The organism is Mycobacterium sp. TY814, from assembly GCF_030755175.1.
GTDB lineage: Bacteria > Actinomycetota > Actinomycetes > Mycobacteriales > Mycobacteriaceae > Mycobacterium.
Map to the genome: position 1 here is coordinate 1,769,202 of NZ_JAUFRY010000001.1, position 22,637 is coordinate 1,791,838.

The following is a 22,637-nucleotide window of genomic DNA, read 5'->3' on the forward strand; positions in this document are numbered from 1 at the left end:
GACAAATAATCTTGACTAAAAATGGGGAGCAGCCAGCGCGTCAGGCGGCTGGGTTCCTTTATTGATCCGCTGTTCAACGGAGCCGGTCGATCGAAGTATGTAGATGGTCCAGTAGGCTCAAGCCCAGACCATGCGTCCGGTCGTAGTCCGCGATCAAATCAGCCAGGCGATCTAACCGGTTGTTAAACGCTTCGGCACACACCGCTGCGATCGCCTCAGCGAGCCGATCCACCGACACACCCGATACCTGCTGATCTAGCCATACCCTAGCAACGCGTCCTTTGCTATCGACTTTGACCGATACCAGCCCACCCTCTGAACGAGCCTCACCAACTACGTCGTCAAGCGCACGAGCCAGATCCTCGCGGTCGTAACCGTCATTAACGCCCATCTTGGTGGGACCTTTCACCTTCGCTATGTCGTTGCCAATCGAAAACATATCCCCCGCATCTCAGGGCTGCTGACGGGCGGCTCGCAGCGTGGAATATCCTCTTGTGGCATGTTTGGCTGGCTTACGCAGAACCAACGCGACGCGGCGGCGGCTCAAACCTGGGCTGGTTTCTACAGCTACGCCACCGCTAACGGTTTGCACATGCTCTGCATTGAGAAGGTGTATCAACACGCTCATCGGGGCAGCAAAGCCATTGTCTTCATCTACGGCGAGAACGCGGGCGCTCGACGTGATGCCTGGTTTTGGTGGACCCAAGTGCAGCAGGGATCGGTGGTTGCTGCGTATCTCAGTGAGGGATGGGGGCCACACACCAATCGCGACCACGTGCTGTACATCGGGGATGAACACAATGAGACAACAGGTGTCTATGCCGCGGCTGGCTAGAAACGCACCTGGACGTTCGATACGGTCGGGCCAGGACCAGCCGCGGGTCTTCATATCAGTGTTGAGCGCGTCGGTGATGCCGCGTGCCGACCACACCGCCGGATCGATCCCCGCAGCGGTGATCGCCTCGCAGATCCCACCGATATGACCCCGGTGCAGTCCGTGGCAGCCGGCGACCAGCTCAGCGGCCAGCCGCTGCACTGACAAGGGTCGCGGCGCAGCGCGGTAGCGCCGCCGTGCGGAGGTGTTTTTGGCGGATTGTTCTCGGTGCGCGTGCGCGCTTGGTGAGTGAGTCCCTACGGGACTTAAACAACTAAGACCCGCCTTCGGCGGTAGGTCGGGATTATCCACAAGCCCGGCTCGGGATTGCGTCGTGACGAAGGGCGTCAATGACACCCTATGCGCGGCGACCGGGCGCGACTCACGACGCGGTCGCCACCGGCATCGTGCTGGTGGGCAAGGGTGCGCCGACGCAGCGGGCGGTGCTGCTGGGTGACCCCAGCTTCGAGCTGTTCGTCAGCATCGCGGCGACATGCGTGGCCTCGGCCATTCTCGGTTTGCTGCTGTCGTCGATCGCCCGGTCCGGCGAACAGATCATGTCGTTGCTGGTGTTGTCGTTGATGCTGCAGCTGGTGCTGGCCGGCGGCGTGGTGCCGGTGACCAACCGGCCGTTCCTGGACCAGCTGTCCTGGCTGGTGCCCGCACGCTGGGGTTACGGCGCCTCGGCTGCCACGGTCAATCTGCGCGAACTGGTGCCCGGATCGATCAGCCCCGAGGACAGCCACTGGACGCACTCGCGCCCGGCGTGGCTATTCGACATGGCGATGCTGGCCGCGCTGTCGGTGGTCTATTCGGCCGTGGTGTGGTGGCGCATCCGGCTCAAGCGCTGACGCGCCCGGCCCCCTCAGGCGTCCAGGCGCAGGCCGTGCGCCAGCGCGAACGCCAGTGCCTGCGGGACATCGATGCGGGCGCCCGTCAACGACGCGGTCGTCCACAACGCCGGGTCGGCGCTGGCTCCGCGCAGGTCGGCGTCGTCCAGCCGGGTGCCGGTGGTGCGGGCGCCGCGCAGGTCGGCGCCGCGCAGCACGCTGCGGCGCAGATCGGTCTCCACCAGGCTGGTCTCGCGCAGCCGGCACCCGCTCAGGTCGACACCCCGCAGGTCGTTCCCGCCCAGCACCGCCAGGGTGAAGTCCACCTCGTCGAACGTCGCCGGGCGCAGCCGGCACTGCGCGAACACCGAGCCGAGCATGCTGCATTGCGCAAAGGTGCTGTGCCACAGCGTAGTTCGAGTGAACACACAGTTACGGAAGGCCGATCCGCGGTGCTGCGACTCGGCCAGGTTCACGCCGCTGAAGTCGCATTCGGTGAAGACGACGCGTTCGGTGTGCAGCCTGCTGAAGTCCTCGTCGCGAAAGTCCTCGGCGGTGAATTCGCGGTCCGCCCACTCCAAGGTGGTCAGTTGCTGGCCAGGCTGGCCAGCGCGTATTCGCTCACCGCGATCAGCGCGTCGCGGGCCGAGCGGCGGTTGCGGGCGTCGACGCTGATCACCGGAATGTGGTCGGGCAGCGTCAGCGCCCTGCGCACCTCCCCCACCGGATACCGTGGCGCGCCTTCGAACTCGTTGACCGCGACCACGAACGGCAGCCGGCGATGTTCGAAGAAGTCCACGGCCGCGAAGCTGTCCTGCAGCCGGCGGACGTCGACCAGCACGATCGCGCCGATCGCGCCGCGCACCAGGTCGTCCCACATGAACCAGAACCGGCGCTGGCCGGGGGTGCCGAACAGATAGAGCACCAGGTCGTCGGCAAGCGTGATACGGCCGAAGTCCATCGCGACGGTGGTGGTGCGCTTGTCCGGGGTGGCTTCGAGCATGTCGACGCCGGCCGAGGCGTCGGTGACCATCGCTTCGGTCCGCAGCGGCATGATCTCCGACACCGCACCCACAAAGGTGGTCTTGCCCGCGCCGAAGCCGCCGGCGATCACGATCTTCGTCGACGCGGTGTCGTGCGCGCCGAGGTCAAAGCGCGCCTCAGAGTGCCCTAAGACCACGCAGGGTCCTTCCTATGAGCTCGTGCCGCTCATCGCGGGTCGAACGGTCGGTCAAGGTCCTGTGCACCCGAAGGTAACCGGCCGTGACCAGATCGCCGACCAGGACGCGCGCAACACCGACCGGTAAATCCAGCCGGGCCGAGATTTCGGCGACGGACGGGCTGCTCACACACAGCTGCAGGATCTGGCCGCGGGTGTCTCCGGCCGGCCACTGGTGCACCAGCCCCGCCTGCAGGGTCTGCACCGGCGCCTCCAGCGGCAGTTCGACGTCGGTGCCGGTCCGCCCGGCCGTCAAAGTGTACGGCCGGACCAGGTTCGGTTGCCCGCCGGTTACCGCCGGCTCGCGTTGGTCCACTGCGGTCCGGATTCAGCGCGGCGGGAGGACTGCACCACGTTGCCCACCTGTTCGACAAGGATGGCCATCTCATACCCGATCTGACCGATATCGCACGACGGCATCGCCAGCGTGGCCAGGTGCGAGCCGTCCCCGACGCGCATCAGCAGCAGGAACCCGTTCTGCATCTCGACCACCGACTGCAGCACCTGTCCCCCCTCGAACAGCTGGGAGGCGCCGGTGGCCAGGCTGGCCAGCCCGGACGCCACCGCGGCCAACTGGTCGGCGCGTTCCCGCGGCAGGTGCTCGCTGGCCGCGACCGGCAACCCGTCCACCGACACCAGCAACGCGTGCGCCACGCCGGGAACCTCACGCACGAATTTCGACACCAGCCAGTCCAGTGGGCTGTACGACGATTGGACCGTCATTGCTCGCCTTCCTGGGCATCGCGGGCGTGTGACCGGGCGGAGCGCACCCCGCTGAAGTGGCTACCGATGGAGGTGCGGACCGCGTCCGGGTTGCGCGAGGGGAAACCGCCGTTCGGCGCGGCCGGGGCCTGCTCGGCGTCCGCGGCGCCGGGCACCAGCCGCGCCCCGGGTGTGCGCATCGGCAGCCCGTGCTCGGTGCGCGATTCGACCGGGGTCTTCTCGGCTTCGGCGGCCGCCGACCAGCCACGGTCCCACACCGTCTGCCAGTCCAGGTCGGGGCTGTCGACCAGCTGGTGGGGGTCTTGGTCGCCCATGATCTCCGAGAGCATCCGCTGGTAGATGACGTCGTCGTCCTGCGGACCCGACGGGGTGAGGTCGGGCGGCTCGGGTTTGGCGGCAGGCGGTTGCGATTCAGCCGGGCGGCGGGCGAAGAACGCCGAGGTGTCCGACGCCGTGCTCCCGGCCTGCGCGGGCTGCGCCGCCGGTGGCTGGGCGGTCCCCTTCTCCCACCATGGCGTGGGCAGCGGGCGCTTGGCCGGCGGCTGCCCGGCGTCACCCGCCTCAGCCTGCGCGGGGGCTTCGGTGATTCCGCTGGACCCGGGACTGCGGCGGGGCAGCGATGTCACCGACGTCCCGGTCTGGCTGACCTGCAACTCGGGCCCGGTGGGCTCCGGCTCGGGCGGTCGCACCGCGAAGAACTGGCGCTGCGGCGGCTGCTGTTGCTGCGCCTGGCCTTCGACCAGCACCGCCAGCGGCAGGTAGACCTCCGCTGTCGTACCGCTGCCGGCCTCGCCGCTCGCCGGCCCGCGCAGCCCGACCCGCAGACCGTGCCGCGCCGCCAGCCGCCCCACCACGAACAGACCCATGTGCCGAGCGTTCTCCGGGGTGACCTCTCCCCCGGCCTGCAGCCGCATGTTGGCCATCCGACGGTCGGACTCGGTCATGCCCAGTCCGGCGTCGGCGATGCGGAGCAGCACGCCGCCCTCGCTGCCGCGCACGGCGGAGACCTTGACTGGGGTGGTCGGCGGTGAGTAGCGCAGCGCGTTGTCGATCAGCTCCGCCAGCAGGTGGATGATGCCGCCGGCTGAGCCGCCGAGCACCGTGCAGTCGGCCACCGCGCTGATCTCGACCCGGCGGTAATCCTCGACCTCGGACACCGCGGCGTTGATCACCGTCGCCAGCGGAACCGGTTCGCGCTGGTCACGCCCGATCTGGGCGCCGGCGAGAACGAGCAGGTTGGCGCTGTTGCGGCGCAACCGGGCCGCCAGGTGATCCAGCCGGAACAGGTTGTCCAGCCGCTCGGGATCCTCTTCGTTGCGTTCCAGCCGGTCGATGAGCGACAGCTGCTGGTCCACCAGGGACCGGCTGCGCCGCGACATGGTCTCGAACATGTCGTTGACCAGCAGCCGCAGCCGCGCCTCGTCGCCGGCCAGCAGCAGCGCCTGGGTGTGCAGTTCGTCGACGGCGTGCGCGACCTGACCGATCTCCTCGGTGGTGTACACCGCCAGCGGCTGCGGAATCGGCTCGGCGCCGCCCCGCACCCGGTCGATCTCGCCCTCGAGGTCGGTGTGGGCGACCTTCAGCGCGCCGTCACGCAGCACCCGCAGCGGCTTGATCAGGGCACGCGCCACCAGCAATACGACCGCCAGGGCGAGTCCGATGGCGACCAGCACCAGCACGGTGTCACGCACCGCGGCGTCGCGGCGCGCTGTGGCCTGGCCCTGCACCGAGTTGGTCACCGAGGCCGTGGCGTCGTTGATGATCTGCTCGGCAATGCCCTGGGTGGTGTGGATCGAGCGCAGCAGGTCCTCGTTGCTCACCAGCACACTGTCGGGGTCGGACATGATCGCCATCCGGGCCACCATCTGCTGCTGCAGATCCTTGGCGGCCGGCGAGCCGGAGCCCAGCACCTCGCTCATACCGAACAGGGTCGACGGCTCGGTGCCGGCCAGCGTGATCATCGCGGTGCGCAGCTGGGGCTCGGGCAGGTCGGCCCCGCGAGTCACCAGGATCTCCTGCATGGTCATCTGCCCGCGCGCCCCGACGGCGCGGCTCAGGCCCTCCACCTGGGCGCGGATCTGCTCACTGTCGACGTGCACAGACGCGTTGATGGCATCCTCGGCGGTCAGCAGCAGCGGCGCGTAGGTGGTGATCCGGTCGCGCAGGCCGATGCTGTTGTCGAGAACCTTGTCCAGCAGCGACTGCCCGCCGTTGAGCAGCGTGTTCACCCCGGAACGGACGTCGGGGATCACGTCGGTGTCGGCCAGCCGCGTCTGCAACTCGTACTTGCGGGCCGAGAAGTTTTTCTTCGCGCCCTCCACGTCGCGTCCGGTGGAACTGGCCAGCAACGCGACGTCCAGCGCCGACATGTACTTGGTGATGGCCGGTATCAGGTTGGCGCGGGCCGCGGCCAGGCGCAGGTCCCCGGACGTGGACAGCTCGGACTGCACGCGCAGCACACCGAACGTCGTCGCCAGCAGCAGCGGCACCAGGGCGATCGCGAGGACCTTCCAGCGCACCGGCCAGTTGCTCAGCGACCACCTCGGCGGACGCCTGGCCGGCTTGGCCGGCGCCATGGGCGGCGGGACGGGAGGAGCCGCCGCGACCTGATTGGTCGGGCGGGCGAACATGGTCACGTGCCGGCGGCCGGGCCGGCCGCACCCTTCGGTGGCGTCGCGCGAAACGAGAGACTCATGAGACTTCCTGCTGCTTTATTCGCCGGCAGATGGCCGCGGGCGTGAAATGCCTGGCAATTCGACGAGTATGACAGCCGCCAGCCGGGGTCTCCACAATTGTTACTGAGTAGATAAGGTTCGCCGCAACAAGCCGTTACACCGGCGCTCCGGTCCGGCAAACTCACGCGGGATAGTCGGCCATCGCCTTCTTCACCACCGCGTCCACCTCCGCGCTGAGCAGGAACCGCTGCGCGACCAGTGTCTGCGCGGCCGACCGCACGGCGGCGGCGTAGTCGTCGCGGGTCGGGTAGCGCTCGGCCACCGACGGACGGCCGGGGCGAAACGGCAGCTTGCTGCCGATGCGCTCGTACATGACGTCCGGCAACTCCTCGACGAACCGGCGGGCGTTCCAGCCCGTATAGGTGGCCAGCGGCGCCGCAACCGCCGGGAGCTGGATGCCGGCCACCTCGTTGCCGTCCTCGTCGACCGCCGAGACCAGGTCGACGTGTCCCGACGCGGGCAGCCAGGCGGGAGCAGGCGTGTGCGCGTGGCCGAACGCGGACAGCACGTCCTTGCGGGCCACCGCGGTGCCGTCGCTGGTCCGCGGCACGCGGCTGGCCGGCGGCTCGACGCCGTCGGCGACCCAGTTCTCCAGGGCGACCAGCAGTGCCCGGGTGACCGGTGTGACGTCGAGGTGGTGCACCGGGTTGGCGGCGGGCAGGGCGTCCTTGATCTTGCTGCTGCCGAAGTGGTCGGTGCCGGCCAGCAGGTAGCTGCGCACGTCGGGGTCCTCCGGCAGGTCGGCGCCGGTCTCGGGGTCGACGTGCACCAGCGCGCCGTCGCCCTGCCAGTACTCGGTGGCGCTGTTGGCGAAGATCGTCTTCGGCACGCCACCGAGTTGCCGCTGCAGCGCGAGCAGGTCGTTGCCGAACGGTCCCGCGACGCGGACGCCACCGGGCGTCGACGGCTGCGCGTAGCGCTGGTTGAACTCACCGCGGTTGGCGCTGGCGAAATCGCTGAAGACCCCGTCGAACACCGGCATCCCGGACTCGTCGATGTTCAGGCCGTCGGACAGGAATTGCCGCAGCAACCGGCCGGCCTGGGAGACGCCGTAGGCGAACGTGTGGTCGATGGCCATGCTGTCGTCGGCCCGCAGCTGCGAGACCACGTCACGGATGGCCAGCAAACCGCAGCCGGCGACCGGGGCCAGCGCGCTGCGGTACACCAGCTCGTACCAGTGGAACGGCTGGAAGCCGCCGTCCAGGGCGACGTGGGTCTGGTCGGTGAAGCGCCACTTGTCACGGGCGATGGTGGTGGGCTCGGCGTCGGGGGCGGTGCGCACGGTCAGCACCGCGTCGGGGTCCTCCACGTCGACGGTCGGGTAGGCGGTGAAGGTGAACAGTGCCTCGGCGCCCGGGATCGACTCGATTTCGGGTGCCGTGAAGCTAAGCGGGTGGTCGTCGCGGACAGCGTCGGAACGCCACTCCAGGCGCAGGAAGCCGGGTTGCACGTCGGCCTGCGGCGCGGTCAGGCCGAGGATCGCCGGTCCGCGCTGCACGTCCCACTGCCAGCCGCACGAGGCGATGGTCCAGCCGCGCTCCAGCAGGAATCCATTCTTCAGCCACGGGGCGTTGGTGGGGACGCCGCGGTTGGGCACCACGAACAGCAGCTTGCCGTTGCCACCGCCGACCGGGCGCAGCAGCCGCAGGTCGGCGTCGAAACGCACCATTCCGTCGGCGTCGCGGGGTGCCAGCGACAGGTCGGCGATGCGCTCGTTCGACCGGTATTCGGGGTCGACGGCGAACGTGACCGTCGCCTCCACGTTCTCGTAGCGGTTGTCGGTGTGCGGGTAGATGTTGTGCACCTGAACTGACTCGACTGACATCTCGGCTCCTCCCCGGTGGGTCTGAGCCAAGATTTCTGCAGAGCCCTTGGCGAGTTCTTGAAGACGCCTTGGCGGCGACGTCAAGAAAGGCGCAAGGATTTCGCAAGCCGCGCAGTCGACTTCGGGGGTGCCAGGGGTTTTGCCATGATTCACGGATGTTCCGGCTGATGTTCGTATCCCCCCGCATAGCGCCGAACACCGGCAACGCCATCCGCACCGCCGCGGCGACCGGCTGCGAGCTGCATTTGGTGGAGCCGTTGGGGTTCGATCTGTCCGAGCCCAAACTGCGCCGCGCCGGACTGGACTACCACGACCTGGCGTCGGTGACCGTGCACGGCTCGCTGGAGCAGGCCTGGCAGGCGCTGGGCGCGGCGCGGGTGTTCGCGTTCACCGCGCAGGCGACCTCGCGCTTCGCCGAGGTGGCCTACCGTCCCGGCGACGTGCTGATGTTCGGGCCCGAGCCGACCGGGCTGGACGCGGCCACGCTGGCCGACCCGCACATCACGGCGCAGGTGCGGATCCCGATGCTGGCCGGCCGGCGCTCACTGAATCTGTCCAACGCCGCGGCGGTGGCCGTCTACGAGGCGTGGCGGCAGCAGGGGTACGGCGGCTCCGTCTAGCGCGGACGCGCCTGCAGCCATTCCGTGGTCTCCGGCGCTTCGGTGTCCAGGCGCAGCCCGGCCTCGTGCAACTCCTCGACGAGTTGCGCCGTCGGCAGCAGCCGGAACTCGAAGGGCTGGCTGAACACCCGGCCGTCGACTTCCAGGCCGAACTCGCCGGCGACCACCCCGTCGCGGCTGGTGTGGATCGTCATGGTCTGCACGCTGGACCCGCTGACCATGCGGTGCCGACCCTCGGTGCGCATCGCGAACCACTGCGGGAAACGCCACTGGATCAGCGCGGTTCCGGTGGGTTTGAGGTGCCGTGCGGCCGCGCCGAGCGCGGTGCGGCGCACCTCGGGACTCAGGTAGTTGAGCAGGCAGCCGGCCATCACCACGGCGTCGAACCGCTCTTGCAAGCGCAGCTCTGCGAAGGTGGCGTGCACGGTGCGGGCAGTGCGCACATGGGTGAGCATCTCGGCGGATTCGTCGACAGCGGTGACCTGGTGCCCGAGTTCGGCCAGCGGGTCGGCCAGCCGTCCGGCGCCGGCGCCGAGGTCCAGCACCGAGCTGCCCGGCGGGATCAGGCTGCTGATCTGTTCCAGATCGGCGCCTGCCGGCAGCCTGCTGAAGATCTCGACGGCACTTCCATCGCGCGATGACGGCACCCCACAGATATATACCCCTGACATGCAGAAGCAGGCTCGTGCGTGAGCACGAGCCTGCTTTCCACAGGGCACGTCGGGGGGGCAGGGGGGAAACGTGCCACAGCTTGGGGGCGCCGTCAGTGCGGCGCGGTCATCAGTTGCAGTCGTCGGTGCCGAAGGACGGCAGGGTGTAGACGGCTTCGATCTCCTGGAACAGAATCTCGTGGCTCATCGGGTTTATCCTCTCGGTCGAAGCTTTATCGGTGTTGTTGTCATTGAGAATGCCCGACGAAATCCGGCTACGGTGTCCTCCGATAGGGGACATTGCGGGATGAAATCCGTGTCCTCCGATAGGGGGACAAACGGGGGACAAATCAGGCCGGTGTGATCCCGAACCAGCTGGTCAGAGCGCGGCGGAGGGCTTCGGTGTCGGGTGTGGGCGACGACGACGCCCAGGCGACATAGCCGTCGGGCCGGACCAGGACCGCCTGCGCGGCCACCTCGCCCACCGCGCGGCCGGTCGCAATGGTGAGCAGCCGGGAACCGGCCGCCGCGCGGGCCGCCACGGCACCGTCGGTCAGGTCGATGAGTAACGGCCGGCCGTCGCGGGCGAGCTCGGCGACGCGCCTGATGCCATCGGCGCCGGCCACCGCGAAGTCGGGCACCCAGCGCCCCACCCACGGATGGTCGCTGCCGGTCCCGTAGCGGGTGTCGGCGCCGGAGACCAGGTCACCGAGGTGACCGACCACCCCCGGTAGGGCCAGCAGTTCGCCGAACAGCTCCCGCAGCGCCGTGATCTCGGGCCCGGGCCGGATCAGGGCGAGCTGCGCGCGGCTGTGCATGATCAGCCGCTCGGCCACCGGCCTGCGCTCGCTCTCGTAGGTGTCGAGCAGTTCGGGGCCGACGCGGCCGTCCAGCACTGCCGCCAGCTTCCAGCCCAGGTTGACCGCGTCCTGCAGTCCGAGGTTGAGCCCCGGACCGCCCAGCGCAAAGTGCACGTGTGCGGAGTCGCCGACCAGAATCACCCGGCCATCCCGGTAGCGAGACGCGATCCGGGAGTTCATCCCGCTGAACTTGCGCAGATCCGGTGGCACGTCCGGGTCCGCCGGGCGCAGCGGCACGGGAGCACCGAGCAGCCGTTGGACGCTGGCCTCGTGTTCGCGCAGCGTCATCGGCGGGGCGTCGGCCGGCGCGGGATCGGGCTCTTCGCGCGGCGTGCCCGCCAGTTCGATCGTGAACACCACCGCCTGGCCGGCCAGCATCCCCCACGCGAAGATGCCCCGGTCGGTGCGGACGAACTGGCGCGACGGGACGGGCCCGACGCCGGGCACCTCGAGTGCCCCGCTGACCGGCTCCACCCAGTCGTCGGGCGGCACCACTCCGAAGGCCATCCGCTCGACCACGTCGTAGGAGGACGTGCCGCCGAAGTCGATGCCCGCCAGTTTGCGGGTCACGCTGGTGCCGCCGTCGGCCCCGATCAGGTACTGCGCCGTCAGCTCGTAGCCTCCGTCGGGACCGGCTACCTGCACGGTGATGCCGTTGTCGCTCCCGTCTCGGTGCTCGTCGAATCCGTCGAGCCGGTGCCCCCAGCGGAACTCCACGTCGAGTTCGCGGGCTCGCTGCACCAGCACTTCGATGAGCCGTGGTTGTTCGACGTGCAGGATGAACAACTGCGGGTTTGCCACGTCGGTGAAGTCCAGGCTGAAGGCGCCGAAGCTCGACCCGGGAACCGGCTGCGGCGGGTCGTCGGTCCCGGCCAGCGCGGCGTAGAGGCCGCGGTGGTCGAGGATCCGAACCCCTTGTCCGACAATGCCGTTGGCGCGCCGGTACGGGTTGGGGCCGGACATCGGGTCGAGCACCACGGGCCGCACACCGGCCATCGCCAGCTCACAGGCCAGCATCAGGCCGTTGGGCCCGGCCCCGGCGATGACGACGTCAGCCACAGGCAGAAACTACCCGTGGTTTACCAGCCGTTCCAGTGCGTCAGGCTGTCGGCCGGGAGCCGTTTGGCCGGCCGGAAGTCGGTGCCTTTGGTGTAGGCGATCGGGAACAGCCCGCCCTGGCTGTACTCGTCGTAGGGGATGCCCAGGATGTCGGCCACCTTGCGCTCGCCGTCGTTAAGTAGGTGCAGCGTCGTCCAGCAAGATCCCAGACCGCGCGAGCGCAATGCCAGGCAGAAGCTCCACACCGCCGGGAACAGCGAGGCCCAGAAGGACACCCCGCCGATCGGCGAGCTCTCTTCCCGGCCGCTGATGCACGGGATCAACAGGACCGGCGCCTGGTGCATGTGCTCGGCGAGATAGGTCGCCGAATCGCGGACCTTCGCCATCCGCTCGCCGCGGCTGTCGTCGTATTCGGGAGCCGGCGAGCTGAGGTAACCGCTGGCATTGGCCAGGTAGACGTCACCGATCGCCTTCTTGGTGTCGGCGTCCTCGACGAACACCCACTGCCACCCTTGAGAATTCGAACCGGTGGGCGCCTGCAGCGCCAGCTCGAGGCATTCCATCAAGACCTCGCGCGGCACCGGCTTGTCGAAGTCGAGGCGTTTGCGGACCGAACGGGTGGTGCGCAGGACTTCATCGACGGTCAAGTTGAGGGTCATGATTGGAGGCTACCGTTGAGCCATGAGTATCGAACTGTCGCAAGAGGTTTCCAGCAGGCTCGAATCCGACCAGTACGGCTGGCTGACCACGGTCGCCAAATCGGGACAGCCGGTACCACGGCTGATCTGGTTCTACTTTGACGGGGCGGACCTGATCGTCTACACCATGCCCGGCGCCGCCAAGGTCGCCCACGTCGAGGCCCGGCCGCAGGTCAGCCTGAACCTGGATTCCGACGGCAACGGCGGCGGCATCATCGTGATCGGCGGGACGGCGGCGGTCGACGCCACCGATGTCGACTGCCGCGACGACGAGCCGTACTGGGCTAAATACCGCGAGGCCTCCGACAAGTTCGGCCTGACCGACTCGATGGGTTCCTACAGCACCCGGCTGCGGATCACCCCGACGAAGGTGTGGACCACCCCGACGGCCTGATCGTGATGCGCCGAGCGTGACGTGAGGGCGGAAAATCGGCGAAAAATCCACCACCAGAACACGTTCGGCGCCGGGCCGGTCACCGGAAATCCCGGGACTTCGAGCCGACGGCCAGGCTGATGCGGCCCAACCGTTCGGCGACGACGGTGATGGCGCCGCTGGCGTTCTGCACCTGACCCCGGATCAGCAGCGCCGGCGCCGTGTGCGCGAGTTTGCGGTGCCGTGCCCACACTCCCGGCGTGCAGAGCACGTTGACCATCCCCGTCTCGTCCTCCAGGTTGACGAACGTGACGCCCTGCGCGGTCGCGGGGCGCTGCCGGTGGGTCACCGCCCCCGCGATCAGCACTCGGTCCCCGTCGGGCACCGAACCCAGCTCCGCCGCCGGCACCACCCCCATCGCGTCCAAATCGGCCCGCAGAAACTGGGTCGGATAGCTGTCCGGTGAAACCCCGGTGGCCCAGACATCTGCGGCGGCCAACTCCAGCTCACTCATCCCGGGCAGTTCCGGGACGTGGGACGACGAGCCCACGCCGGGCAACCGGTCCGGTCGTTGGGTGGCCGCGGCCCCGGCCGCCCACAGCCCTTCCCGCCGGGACATGCCGAAGCAGCCCAGGGCTCCGGCCGTCGCCAGCGCTTCGGTCTGCGGCACGGTGAGTTGCAGCCGGGACGTCAGATCCAGCAGAGAACGGAACGGGCCGTTGGCTTTTCGGTCTTCGGCCAGCTTCTCGGCCAGGTCGTCGCCGATGTGGCGGACGGCACCCAGCCCGAGGCGGACCTCTGTTCCCCCGTTCTCGAGGGTCGCGTGCGCGAGGCTGGCGTTGACGTCCGGGCCGTGCACCAGCACCCCGTGCCGGCGCGCGTCGGCCACCAACGACTGGGGCGAGTAGAAACCCATCGGCTGGGCGCGTAACAGTGCGGCGCAGAACGCCGCCGGGTGGTGCAGCTTGAACCACGACGAGTAGAACACCAGCGACGCGAAAGACAGGGCATGGCTTTCCGGGAACCCGAAATTGGCGAAGGCGTGCAGTTTCTCGTAGATCCGGTCGATCACGTCATCTGAGGCTCCGTGCAGGGAGCGCATGCCCTCGTAGAACCGGCCGCGCAGCCGCTGCATGCGTTCGCTCGAGCGCTTGGAACCCATGGCGCGCCGCAGTTGGTCGGCCTCGGCGGCGGAGAAGCCGGCGCAGTCGACCGCCAATTGCATCAACTGTTCCTGAAACAGCGGCACACCCAGCGTTTTCCGTAGCGCCGGCTCCATGGAGGGGTGGTCGTAGACCACCGGATCCAGGCCGTTGCGCCGCCGGATGTAGGGGTGCACCGACCCGCCCTGAATGGGCCCGGGACGAATCAGCGCGACCTCCACCACCAGGTCGTAGAACAGCCGGGGACGCAGCCGCGGCAGGGTGGCCATCTGGGCCCGCGACTCCACCTGGAAAACGCCCACCGAATCGGCCCGGGACAGCATCTCGTACACCGCGGGTTCGGAGAGGTCGAGCCGGGCGAAATCCACCTCGATGCCCTTGTGTTCGGCCACCAGGTCCCGGGCGTAGTGCAGCGCCGAGAGCATACCCAGACCCAGCAGGTCGAACTTCACCAAACCGATGGCCGCACAGTCGTCTTTGTCCCACTGCAGCACACTGCGGTTCTCCATGCGGGCCCACTCCACCGGGCACACGTCGGCGATCGGACGGTCGCAGATCACCATGCCGCCGGAGTGAATGCCCATGTGCCGCGGCAGGTTCCGGATCTGCTCGGCCAGGTCGACAACCTGCTCCGGGATACCTTCGATATCGGCGGGCTGCCCACTCCAGTGACTGATCTGTTTGCTCCACGCATCCTGCTGTCCTTGCGAGAACCCCAGGGCGCGTGCCATGTCGCGCACCGCACTGCGCGCCCGGTAGGTGATGACGTTGGCGACCTGGGCGGCATAGTCGCGGCCGTATTTGTCGTAGACGTACTGGATGACCTTCTCCCGCTGATCCGACTCGATGTCGATGTCGATGTCGGGAGGCCCGTCGCGGGCGGGTGACAGGAACCGCTCGAACAGCAGATCGTTGGCCACCGGATCGACCGCCGTCACCCCCAGGGCGTAACAGACCGCGGAGTTGGCAGCCGATCCCCTGCCCTGGCACAGAATGTCGTTTCGCCGGCAGAATTGGGTGATGTCGTGCACCACCAGGAAATAGCCCGGAAACTGCAGTTGGGCAATGACTTTCAGTTCATGCTCGATCTGGGCGTACGCCCGCAGCGCCACGTCTGCCGGCCCGTACCGATCGGCCGCGCCCGCCATGGTCAACGTGCGCAGCCAGCTGTCCTCGGTGTGCCCGTGCGGGACGTCGAACGGCGGCAGTTGCGGCGCGATCAGCGCCAGGCCGAACGCGCACTGCTCGCCGAGCTCGGCGGCGGCGGCCACCACGTCAGGGCACCCAAAGGGCATATGCGCGAACAACCGGGCCATCTCCTCGCCCGAGCGCAGATGGGAACCGCCCAGGGGGGCCAGCCACCCGGCCGCGGCGTCCAGGGACTGCCGGGCCCGGATCGCCCCCATCGCCATGGCCAGCCGGCGCCGCGACGGTCCCGCGAAATGGGCACCCGTGGTGGCGACGACGCCGACTCCGAAATGCGGCGCCAGTTCGGCCAGCATCGCGTTGCGCTCGTCGTCGAGCGGCTGACCGTGATGGGTCAGTTCGATACTGACCCGGGCGGCGGTGAACCGGTCCACCAAATCGGCCAGTGCCCGTTTCGCCGCTTCCGGGCCACCCGCGGAAAGCGCTTGACGCACCGACCCTTTGCGGCATCCGGTGAGGATGTGCCAGTGCCCGCCGGCCGCCTCGGTCAACGCATCGAGGTCGTAGCGCAACTTGCCTTTCTCACCACCGGCCAGATGCGCGGCCGCCAGCTGCCGGGACAGCCGTCGGTACCCTTCCGGACCACGCGCCAGCACCAGCAGATGGGGACCGGGTGGATCCGGTTGCTCGGTGCGGGCGACCGATGAGGAAGTGGCCAATGACAGCTCGGCGCCGAACACCGTTCGCACGCCGAGTTCGGTGGCCGCTTCGGCGAACCGCACCGCCCCGTAGAGGCCGTCGTGGTCGGTCAGTGCGAGCGCTCGCAAACCCAGCCGCGCAGCCTCCTCGACCATCTCCTCCGGCGTGCTGGCTCCATCGAGAAAGCTGTATGCCGAATGCGCATGCAGCTCGGCGTAGGCGACCGAAGACGGCGCCGGCAGAGCGGCCGATCTTGCTGTGTAGGACCCGCGCTTGTGCGATACCGGAGCGTCACCGGCCGGTATGACCGGAGCCACCTCCCCGGCATGGCGGGGCTTGCTGTCGAGCACCCGTTCCATCTCGGCCCAGCTCGGCGGTCCGTGGTACCAACCCATGCCGACTAGTGTATCGAACACTTGTTCGATACACTAGTCGGGCTATCCCACGAAACATCCTCCCGAACACTTTGACAACGGCGCTGAAACGATTTGCGAACAGCGCTACGCGACGGCGCATCGCAGCAGTTAAACGCACTTTTATCTGGAAAACACATTGTTAACCTGGCCGACCTCGGCAGGTGCAGGCGCGACACCGATACTGGTACAGATTGAAAAAACGACGGCGGGGGCTGGGCATGGCAGAACAGACGACACCGAACACCGGACTATCCAGAGCTCCGAACCCTGGCCGGCATGCCGTGATGACGACCGGAGCGGTCGCCGTCGTGGCCGGGCCGGCTCCCGGGCGCCGAAAGATGAATGATTTGCTGGCGCGACGGTTCGCGCAGTCATACGGCGGCACTCCGGGCGCCGCGCACGTGCAACGCGCGGCCCTCCCCGCACCCGGCGATGACAGCGAACTGTTCGGCGTCATCGCCCACGCGCTGGAACAGCCACTCGAAACCGGCCGGCCTTGGGAATGCTGGATCATCGAAGGCCTGGCCGAGGGCCGATGGGCGTTACTGGTCAAGACGGCCCTGGAACCCGGAGCGGCACACCTTCTGACCCGGCTCTGCGACGACGACGGCGCTGCCGATCCGGTTGCCAAACCCCAGTCCGCGCAGGCGATCCCCGGGCCACCCGGCTGGGCCGACAGCCTGTGGCAGGCGGCGGCCCGCGCCGTCACCGGTGTGCTGCGCCCCTGGCCGGCCGGCAACCAGCCACCCGCCATGCGCCGGTACCGGTCGGTGGTCGTCCCCCGCCGCCCCGTCGACCAACTCGCCCGCAAATTCGGCGTCACCGCCGACGACGTCGCGTTCGCGGCAGTCACCGAGTCGTTCCGAACGGCCCTGATACAGCGCGGTGAGCAGCCGCGGGCGGATGCGTTGCGCGTGTCGGGGCCGGTGTTGACAACCCTCCCTGTCGAGCACCAGGACCCCATCCAACAGCTGCGCGCGGTGCACGCGTCGTCCGGCCGGAGCGCCCCGCCGGACTCACCGCTCACGTTGTGTGCCAAAGTTTTTCATGCGCTGACCCGGCAATCACCACATGCCGTGACACTGGCGCCCGCCGCTGCCGGAGCGCGGTTGCGGCTGATGGGCCGACGGGTCGAGCGGGTCCTGCCGATTCCACCGATCGCCCCGGGCGTCGGGGTCACGGTGATCTCTTACGACGGCGACCTGGTCTTCGGCATCACCGCGGACTATGACACCCCCTGGGACATCAACGGGCTTGCCGCCGGCATCGAGGCGGGCGTGGCCCGGCTGATCGCGCTCAACCGCGACTCGGTCGTGCTGTTCGACCGCCGGCGCAAGCGCCGCACACCGCCTAACAGCGCGGCGCGCTGGCGGCCGCCGCCGGCGCCGGCACGGGTGCGCCACTGACGAACACCGGCGTTGACCACCGTGAGAAGGTGGGTCATGCCAAATTCGGGGCCGGTGACCATCGACCCACGCCATCACGATGCGGTGTTGTTCGACAAGGCCCTGCCGTCCTCGCGACAACTGCTCGACCAGCTGCACGAGGTTCATGTCGGTACCGCCGTATGCGGCTCCGAGGAGCTTGTCGGGACGGCCGGGAAGTTGGGCACCCGGCCGGGACGATGTGCCGTGGTGGCGGCGGACGCACGCGGGGCAAACGCCGCCCGAGAAGCCGGATTCGCATTGGTGATCGCGGTCGGCGCCGAACCGGTCAAGAGTGCCGACGCGGTGGTGGCCGACCCGGTTGCTATCAAGGTCCGCACCGGCGACAAGCGCATGTCCGAGTTGCCCGACGCCCGGCAGGCCGTCAATCTCGCCGGTCAATCCCCCGCAGTGTTCTTCGACTTCGACGGCACCTTGTCGGATATTGTCAACGACCCCGACGCGGCCCGGCCGGTCGCGGGCGCCACCGAGGCGCTGCGGGAACTGGCCGCGCAGTGCCCGGTTGCCATCCTCAGCGGCCGTGACCTGGCCGACGTGTCCAAACGCGTGGGCGTGCCCGGCATCTGGTACGCCGGCAGCCACGGATTCGAACTCACCGCACCCGATGGCACCCACCACCAGAACGAAGAAGCTGCGGTGGCCATACCGGTCCTCGAGCAGGCGGCCGGACAGCTGCGTGAGCAACTCGGCTCGATTCCCGGTGTTGTAGTGGAACACAAGCGCTTTGGTGTCGCGGTGCACTACCGCAATGCCGCGCGTGATCGGGTTGGCGAGGTGATGGCGACGGTGCGCAACGCCGGGCAGCGCGATGCGTTGCGGGTGACCACCGGTCGCGAAGTCATCGAACTACGCCCGGATCTCGACTGGGACAAGGGCAAAACTCTGCGGTGGGTGATGGAGCACCTCGGTGCACAGGCGGGCCACCGATTGCCCATCTATCTCGGTGACGACATCACCGACGAGGACGCGTTCGATGCGGTGCGCGCCGACGGCATCCCAATTCTGGTGCGGCACAACGACGATGGTGACCGGGCCACGGCGGCGCTGTTCGCCGTGGACAGTCCTGCCCAAGCCGCCGAATTCACTCATCAGCTGGCCCGGGAATTATCTGACGCTGGCGTGAATTAACCTTCGCCCCACCATAATCCGACTATTTACGGACAACCTCGGCAAAATGACCGAGGCGCGGCCGGATCGGGGTTAGGCTGCGCGGCAGTCTATCGGGAGGACTGCCGTGTCGTTCGTGTATGCAAATCCGGAATCCATGACCGCAGCGGCGGCAGAGGTGGCGGCCATCAGATCAGCGCTCGACGCGGCCGCCGCGGCGGCACTGGCTCCGACAACGCATGTGCAGGCCGCGGCCGCCGATGAGATTTCCGCGGCGATCACCGTGGCGTTCGGCCAACACGGCGCCTCGTTTCAAGCGATCAGCGCGCAGGCAAGAGCGTTTCAAAGCCAGTTCACGCAGGCGCTGGCCGCTGGCGCCAACTCGTATGCGCTCGCCGAGACCACCAATGTGCAGCAGATCGTGCTGGACGCGATCAACGCGCCCACCCAGACATTGCTGGGCCGCCCGTTGATCGGCAACGGTGCAGACGGCACGGCGGCCAGCCCGAACGGCGGGGCCGGCGGACTGCTCTACGGCAACGGCGGCAACGGCTTCACGCAGACCACTGCCGGGGTGGCGGGCGGCGCCGGTGGGTCGGCGGGCTTCATCGGCAACGGCGGCAGCGGCGGTAACGGCGGGGCCGGCGCGGCCGGTGGGGCCGGCGGCAGTGGTGGTTGGCTGTACGGCAATGGCGGGGCCGGTGGCAGCGGCGGTGCCGCTACCAGCCTCGGTGCCGCCGGCGGTGCCGGTGGCGCCGGCGGCAACGCGTGGTTGTGGGGCTCGGGTGGCGGCGGTGGCGGCGGTGCGGCCGGCGCCGACGGTGACGCGGTCACGCCGGGCGGGGCGGGTGGCGCCGGCGGCTATGGCGGGAACGCCGGGCTGTTTAGCGGTGTCGCCGGCGCCGGCGGCAACGGTGGCCATGGTGCGGCCGGGCAGAACACCCTGACCGCCTCGGCCGGTGGCGCGGGTGGGGGCGGCGGGCACGCCGGACTGTTCGGCAACGGCGGGTCCGGCGGAGCCGGCGGTGTCGGTGGGGAGAACAGCCAGTCCGGCCCGTCCGCGGGCGCCGGCGGAGCCGGGGGCGCCGGCGGCGGTGGCGGCTATCTGTTGGGCGACGGCGGAGCGGGTGGGGCAGGCGGGGCGGGCGGCGCCAACGTCAGCGGAGGAGGAGCCGGCGGCACCGGAGGTGCCGGCGGGGCCGGGGGCGCCGCGGGATGGCTATTCGGCAACGGCGGTGCCGGGGCCGCAGGGGGCGACGGCGGAAGCTCCAACGGCGGCGGCTCCACCGGCGGCAATGGCGGTGCCGGAGGGAACGGCGGCGCCGGTGCGGGCCTCTACGGCAATGGTGGGACCGCCGGTGCCGGCGGCTCGGGCGGTGTGAATGTCGCGAGCGGTAATGGCGGCGCCGGCGCTGCCGGCGGGACAGGGGGCAGCGCCGGACTGATCGGCAACGGTGGTCACGGCGGTGCGGGCGGCGCCGGGTCACACCAGACCGGCGGAACCGGCAACGGCGGCGCCGGAGGCAACGGCGGGGCCGGCGGAACCGGTGGCTGGCTGTCCGGCAACGGTGGCGATGCCGGCGACGGCGGGGCCGGCGGTCGCAACAACGCGGGCGGCAACAATTCCTCCGGCGGTCACGCCGGAGACGGCGGCGCCGGCGGCAGCGCCCGCTTGAACGGGGCCGGAGGCCACGGCGGGCAAGGCGGAGCAGGCGGAAACACGGTCGGCCGACAAGCCGGGTCGATAGGCGGTCATGGCGGTGCCGGTGGTGCCGGGGGCAACGGCGGGTGGCTGACCGGCGATGCCGGCGCGGGCGGTAGCGGCGGCAGCGGCGGCAGTAATACGGCCGCCGCCGGCGGTACCCGCAACGGCAACGCCGGCGGCGCCGGTGGTGCCGGCGGCAACGGGGGCGCCGGAGGCAACGCCGGACTGTTCGGCAACGGTGGTAACGCCGGCACGGGCGGCAACGGCGGTGGCGGCGGCGGCGCCCAGACCGGTGTCGACGGCACACCCACCCAACAGGGCGGCACCGGAGGCACCGGCGGAGCCGGAGGCAGTGGTGGCGCCGGAGCCAACGGCGGCCGCAGCGGCCTGCTGACCGGAAACGGCGGCAGCGGCGGCAGCGGCGGGACCGGCGGGTCCGGCGGCACGGCCGGCAACGGCGGTAAACAGGGCGTCCCCGGCATCGGAGGCAACGGCGGCACCGGCGGGGCCGGCGGCACCGGCGGTAGCGGCGGCACCGGCGCGAACGGCGGCCTGCTCTACGGCAACGGCGGCGGCGGGGGCAACGGCGGTACCGGGGGCGCCGGTGGTCCGTTCGGCGCTGGGGTCAGTGGCGGCTCACAAGGTGCACAAGGAAACGGCGGCCACGGCGGTGCAGGGGCAGTCGGCGGCAGCGCACAGACGATCGGCAACGGCGGCAACGGCGGCAACGGCGGCGACGGCGGACTCAGCACCACCCCGGGCATCGGCGGACTCGGTGCCGCCGGCGGTGCGAAGGGCACGCTGTTCGGTGCGGCCGGGGCACACGGCGGCGACGGGACCTGACCCGTCCGCTCACCCACATGTGACACGCTGGACACTCCGGTGTCGAGCGTGGGCTACCGCGGCTAGGAGTGTGTCCGATCAGCAAGCTCGGTTTCTGGAGCATCGTCATGCTCGGAATCAACGCCGTCATCGGAGCCGGCATCTTCTTGACCCCCGGCGCGGTCATCAAGCTGGCAGGCCCGCTGGCACCGCTGGCCTACGTCCTGGCCGGCGTGTTCGCCGGCATCATGGCTCTCGTCTTCGCCACCGCCGCCCGATACGTCCGGACCAACGGCGCCTCGTACGCCTATACGACGGCCGCGTTCGGTCAGCGGATCGGCATCTACGTCGGGGTCACGCACGCAATAGTCGCCTCCATCGCATGGGGTGTACTGGCCACGCTGTTCGTTTCGACCTTGCTCAGAGTTGTTTTCCCGCAACAACACTGGGACCGGGACACCCATTTGTTCAGCGTCAAGACGTTGACGTTCCTGCTCTTCATCGGCGTGCTGCTGCTGATCAACCTGTTCGGCAACCGGGTGATCAAATGGGCCAACGGCATCTCCACCGTCGGGAAGGTGTTCGCGCTCGGCGTCTTCGTCGCCGGCGGTCTCTGGGTGATCACCACGCAGCACGTGAACAACTACGCCACGGCAGACGATCCCGGTGTGTATCAACCGGCGCCCTACGCCTTGTTCGGGGTCGTCGAACTCGGTCAGAGCACGCTCACGGGCGTGGTGCTGGCCACTGTGGCCGCGCTGTACGCCTTCACCGGCTTCGAATCGATCGCGAACGCCGCCGAGGAGATGGACGAACCCGACCGCAATCTGCCCCGCGCGATCCCGCTGTCGATTCTGGCGGTCGGCACCGTCTACGTGCTGGCGGTCACGGTGGCAATGCTGTTGGGCTCCAACCAGATTGTGCAGTCCACCGCTACGGTCAAACTGGCCGCGGCGATCGGGAACGACACCTTCCGCAGCATCGTCGTCCTGGGCGCGCTGGTGTCGATGTTCGGTATCAACGTGGCCGCGTCGTTCGGTGCGCCGCGACTGTGGACCGCGCTGGCGGACACCGGCACCCTGCCCCACCGCCTGTCGCGACAGAACCGGTTCGGCGTCCCGATGCTGGCTTTCGCCATCACCGCGGCGCTCGCGCTGGCCTTTCCGCTGGCGCTGCGCTTCGACAGCGAGACTCTGACCGGGCTGGCGGTGATCGCCCGGTTCATCCAGTTCATCATCGTCCCGATCGCCCTGATCGTCCTGGCCCGCGACCGCACCGGCCCGCATTCACAGGTGCGGCGAAACACGTTCACCGACAAGGTGTTACCGGTAGCGGCGGTGGTGATCTCGGTGGCGCTCGCGGTGTCGTTCGACTACCGGACGCTGATCATGCGGCCACACGGCGGCGCCAACTACTTCTCGATCGTGCTGATCGTGCTGACGTTCGTCGTGGTGCCGGCCGCCGCGTACCTGCACTACTACCGCGCGGTGAAACCCAGCCCCGACGGCGTCGACCCGCAGCGCCCGGCTCCACCGCGCTTGCGCCCGGCTCCACCGCGCTTGCGATCGCCGCTACCCTGACGGCGTCGACCCGCAGCGCCCGGCTCCACCGCGCTTGCGATCGCCGCTACCCTGACGGCGTCGACCCGCAGCGCCCGGCTCCACCGCG

At 69.2% G+C, this 22,637-nt stretch carries 19 protein-coding genes and 1 pseudogene; 8 read left to right on the forward strand and 12 right to left on the reverse strand.

Annotated elements, in window-relative coordinates; translation table 11 throughout:
* Positions 1 to 73 precede the first annotated feature (73 nt).
* Positions 74 to 439, reverse strand: coding sequence for a YbaB/EbfC family nucleoid-associated protein (locus QXH22_RS07645; protein WP_306275279.1), 366 nt, complete (start codon positions 437 to 439; stop codon positions 74 to 76).
* Positions 440 to 499: 60 nt separating this feature from the next.
* Between QXH22_RS07645 and QXH22_RS07650 the strand changes: the two genes are divergently transcribed.
* Both QXH22_RS07650 and QXH22_RS07655 read left to right on the forward strand, forming a co-directional pair.
* Entirely contained in the window at positions 500 to 835 is a 336-nt protein-coding gene (locus tag QXH22_RS07650) for a hypothetical protein (RefSeq protein WP_306242103.1), read from the forward strand.
* A 428-nt stretch (positions 836 to 1,263) separates the two neighbouring features.
* Positions 1,264 to 1,725 (forward strand): annotated as a pseudogene (locus tag QXH22_RS07655) (ABC transporter permease); the annotation flags it as partial.
* Positions 1,726 to 1,739: 14 nt separating this feature from the next.
* On the opposite strand, the gene QXH22_RS07660 reads toward QXH22_RS07655, so the two are convergent.
* From QXH22_RS07660 to QXH22_RS07685, 6 genes are all read right to left on the reverse strand, one after another.
* Positions 1,740 to 2,285, reverse strand: a complete 546-nt coding sequence (locus tag QXH22_RS07660; protein ID WP_306242104.1) for a pentapeptide repeat-containing protein — start codon at positions 2,283 to 2,285, stop codon at positions 1,740 to 1,742.
* Positions 2,286 to 2,290: 5 nt separating this feature from the next.
* The gene (locus QXH22_RS07665; RefSeq protein ID WP_306275280.1) at positions 2,291 to 2,884 is read right to left on the reverse strand and encodes an ATP/GTP-binding protein; all 594 of its coding nucleotides are present in this window, start codon (positions 2,882 to 2,884) and stop codon (positions 2,291 to 2,293) included.
* A complete protein-coding gene (locus tag QXH22_RS07670) occupies positions 2,865 to 3,239 on the reverse strand; it encodes a DUF742 domain-containing protein (RefSeq protein ID WP_306275281.1) in 375 nt (124 codons plus the stop codon). The genes QXH22_RS07665 and QXH22_RS07670 overlap by 20 nt, the downstream gene beginning before the upstream one ends.
* Positions 3,215 to 3,646 (reverse strand): roadblock/LC7 domain-containing protein, encoded by a 432-nt coding sequence (locus QXH22_RS07675; RefSeq protein WP_306242107.1) that lies wholly within the window; start codon positions 3,644 to 3,646, stop codon positions 3,215 to 3,217. Before QXH22_RS07675 ends, QXH22_RS07670 begins: the two co-directional genes overlap by 25 nt.
* Positions 3,643 to 6,282, reverse strand: a complete 2,640-nt coding sequence (locus QXH22_RS07680; protein WP_306275282.1) for an ATP-binding protein — start codon at positions 6,280 to 6,282, stop codon at positions 3,643 to 3,645. The genes QXH22_RS07675 and QXH22_RS07680 overlap by 4 nt, the downstream gene beginning before the upstream one ends.
* Before the next feature lie 220 nt (positions 6,283 to 6,502).
* On the reverse strand, positions 6,503 to 8,206 hold the full coding sequence (locus QXH22_RS07685; RefSeq protein ID WP_306275283.1) for an alpha/beta hydrolase domain-containing protein: 1,704 nt from the start codon (positions 8,204 to 8,206) through the stop codon (positions 6,503 to 6,505).
* Between the two features lie 155 nt (positions 8,207 to 8,361).
* On the opposite strand from QXH22_RS07685, the gene QXH22_RS07690 reads away from it, so the two are divergent.
* Positions 8,362 to 8,826 (forward strand): tRNA (cytidine(34)-2'-O)-methyltransferase, encoded by a 465-nt coding sequence (locus tag QXH22_RS07690; protein WP_306275284.1) that lies wholly within the window; start codon positions 8,362 to 8,364, stop codon positions 8,824 to 8,826.
* Here QXH22_RS07690 and QXH22_RS07695 read toward each other — a convergent pair.
* The 4 genes from QXH22_RS07695 to QXH22_RS07710 all read right to left on the reverse strand — a co-directional run bounded on the left by QXH22_RS07695 (position 8,823) and on the right by QXH22_RS07710 (position 12,054).
* The gene (locus QXH22_RS07695) at positions 8,823 to 9,497 is read right to left on the reverse strand and encodes a bifunctional 2-polyprenyl-6-hydroxyphenol methylase/3-demethylubiquinol 3-O-methyltransferase UbiG (protein ID WP_306275285.1); all 675 of its coding nucleotides are present in this window, start codon (positions 9,495 to 9,497) and stop codon (positions 8,823 to 8,825) included. The two genes, QXH22_RS07690 and QXH22_RS07695, sit on opposite strands and share 4 nt — an antisense overlap.
* Positions 9,498 to 9,606: 109 nt before the next feature.
* Complete coding sequence (locus QXH22_RS07700) at positions 9,607 to 9,777, reverse strand: hypothetical protein (RefSeq protein WP_306242112.1); 171 nt, start codon at positions 9,775 to 9,777, stop codon at positions 9,607 to 9,609.
* Positions 9,778 to 9,826: 49 nt separating this feature from the next.
* A complete protein-coding gene (locus QXH22_RS07705; RefSeq protein ID WP_306275286.1) occupies positions 9,827 to 11,395 on the reverse strand; it encodes an FAD-dependent monooxygenase in 1,569 nt (522 codons plus the stop codon).
* A gap of 20 nt (positions 11,396 to 11,415) precedes the next feature.
* A complete protein-coding gene (locus tag QXH22_RS07710; protein ID WP_306275287.1) occupies positions 11,416 to 12,054 on the reverse strand; it encodes a nitroreductase family protein in 639 nt (212 codons plus the stop codon).
* 22 nt (positions 12,055 to 12,076) lie between these two features.
* On the opposite strand from QXH22_RS07710, the gene QXH22_RS07715 reads away from it, so the two are divergent.
* Complete coding sequence (locus tag QXH22_RS07715) at positions 12,077 to 12,487, forward strand: TIGR03667 family PPOX class F420-dependent oxidoreductase (RefSeq protein WP_306275288.1); 411 nt, start codon at positions 12,077 to 12,079, stop codon at positions 12,485 to 12,487.
* A 79-nt stretch (positions 12,488 to 12,566) separates the two neighbouring features.
* On the opposite strand, the gene QXH22_RS07720 is transcribed toward QXH22_RS07715, so the two are convergent.
* Positions 12,567 to 15,869 (reverse strand): error-prone DNA polymerase, encoded by a 3,303-nt coding sequence (locus QXH22_RS07720; RefSeq protein WP_306275289.1) that lies wholly within the window; start codon positions 15,867 to 15,869, stop codon positions 12,567 to 12,569.
* 305 nt (positions 15,870 to 16,174) lie between these two features.
* Here QXH22_RS07720 and QXH22_RS07725 point away from each other — a divergent pair, with 305 nt between their 5' ends.
* The 4 genes from QXH22_RS07725 (at position 16,175) to QXH22_RS07740 (ending at position 22,549) form a co-directional block, all read left to right on the forward strand.
* Entirely contained in the window at positions 16,175 to 17,296 is a 1,122-nt protein-coding gene (locus QXH22_RS07725) for a wax ester/triacylglycerol synthase domain-containing protein (RefSeq protein WP_306242117.1), read from the forward strand.
* Between the two features lie 36 nt (positions 17,297 to 17,332).
* Positions 17,333 to 18,463, forward strand: coding sequence for a trehalose-phosphatase (gene otsB, locus QXH22_RS07730; protein ID WP_306275290.1), 1,131 nt, complete (start codon positions 17,333 to 17,335; stop codon positions 18,461 to 18,463).
* Positions 18,464 to 18,569: 106 nt separating this feature from the next.
* A complete protein-coding gene (locus QXH22_RS07735; protein ID WP_306275291.1) occupies positions 18,570 to 20,990 on the forward strand; it encodes a PE family protein in 2,421 nt (806 codons plus the stop codon).
* 107 nt (positions 20,991 to 21,097) lie between these two features.
* Positions 21,098 to 22,549, forward strand: a complete 1,452-nt coding sequence (locus tag QXH22_RS07740; protein ID WP_371934164.1) for an APC family permease — start codon at positions 21,098 to 21,100, stop codon at positions 22,547 to 22,549.
* The last annotated feature ends 88 nt before the right edge of the window (positions 22,550 to 22,637 follow it).

Excerpts from the sequence above, each read along its gene's own strand:
- QXH22_RS07645 (WP_306275279.1), bottom strand. The coding sequence starts at position 439 with ATGTTTTCGATTGGCAACGACATAGCGAAGGTGAAAGGTCCCACCAAG.
- QXH22_RS07650 (WP_306242103.1), top strand. The coding sequence starts at position 500 with ATGTTTGGCTGGCTTACGCAGAACCAACGCGACGCGGCGGCGGCTCAA.
- QXH22_RS07675 (WP_306242107.1), bottom strand. The coding sequence starts at position 3,646 with ATGACGGTCCAATCGTCGTACAGCCCACTGGACTGGCTGGTGTCGAAA.
- QXH22_RS07685 (WP_306275283.1), bottom strand. The coding sequence starts at position 8,206 with ATGTCAGTCGAGTCAGTTCAGGTGCACAACATCTACCCGCACACCGAC.
- QXH22_RS07690 (WP_306275284.1), top strand. The coding sequence starts at position 8,362 with ATGTTCCGGCTGATGTTCGTATCCCCCCGCATAGCGCCGAACACCGGC.
- QXH22_RS07695 (WP_306275285.1), bottom strand. The coding sequence starts at position 9,497 with ATGTCAGGGGTATATATCTGTGGGGTGCCGTCATCGCGCGATGGAAGT.
- QXH22_RS07700 (WP_306242112.1), bottom strand. The coding sequence starts at position 9,777 with ATGTCCCCTATCGGAGGACACCGTAGCCGGATTTCGTCGGGCATTCTC.
- QXH22_RS07710 (WP_306275287.1), bottom strand. The coding sequence starts at position 12,054 with ATGACCCTCAACTTGACCGTCGATGAAGTCCTGCGCACCACCCGTTCG.
- QXH22_RS07715 (WP_306275288.1), top strand. The coding sequence starts at position 12,077 with ATGAGTATCGAACTGTCGCAAGAGGTTTCCAGCAGGCTCGAATCCGAC.
- QXH22_RS07720 (WP_306275289.1), bottom strand. The coding sequence starts at position 15,869 with ATGGGTTGGTACCACGGACCGCCGAGCTGGGCCGAGATGGAACGGGTG.
- QXH22_RS07725 (WP_306242117.1), top strand. The coding sequence starts at position 16,175 with ATGACGACCGGAGCGGTCGCCGTCGTGGCCGGGCCGGCTCCCGGGCGC.
- otsB (WP_306275290.1), top strand. The coding sequence starts at position 17,333 with ATGCCAAATTCGGGGCCGGTGACCATCGACCCACGCCATCACGATGCG.
- QXH22_RS07740 (WP_371934164.1), top strand. The coding sequence starts at position 21,098 with ATGCTCGGAATCAACGCCGTCATCGGAGCCGGCATCTTCTTGACCCCC.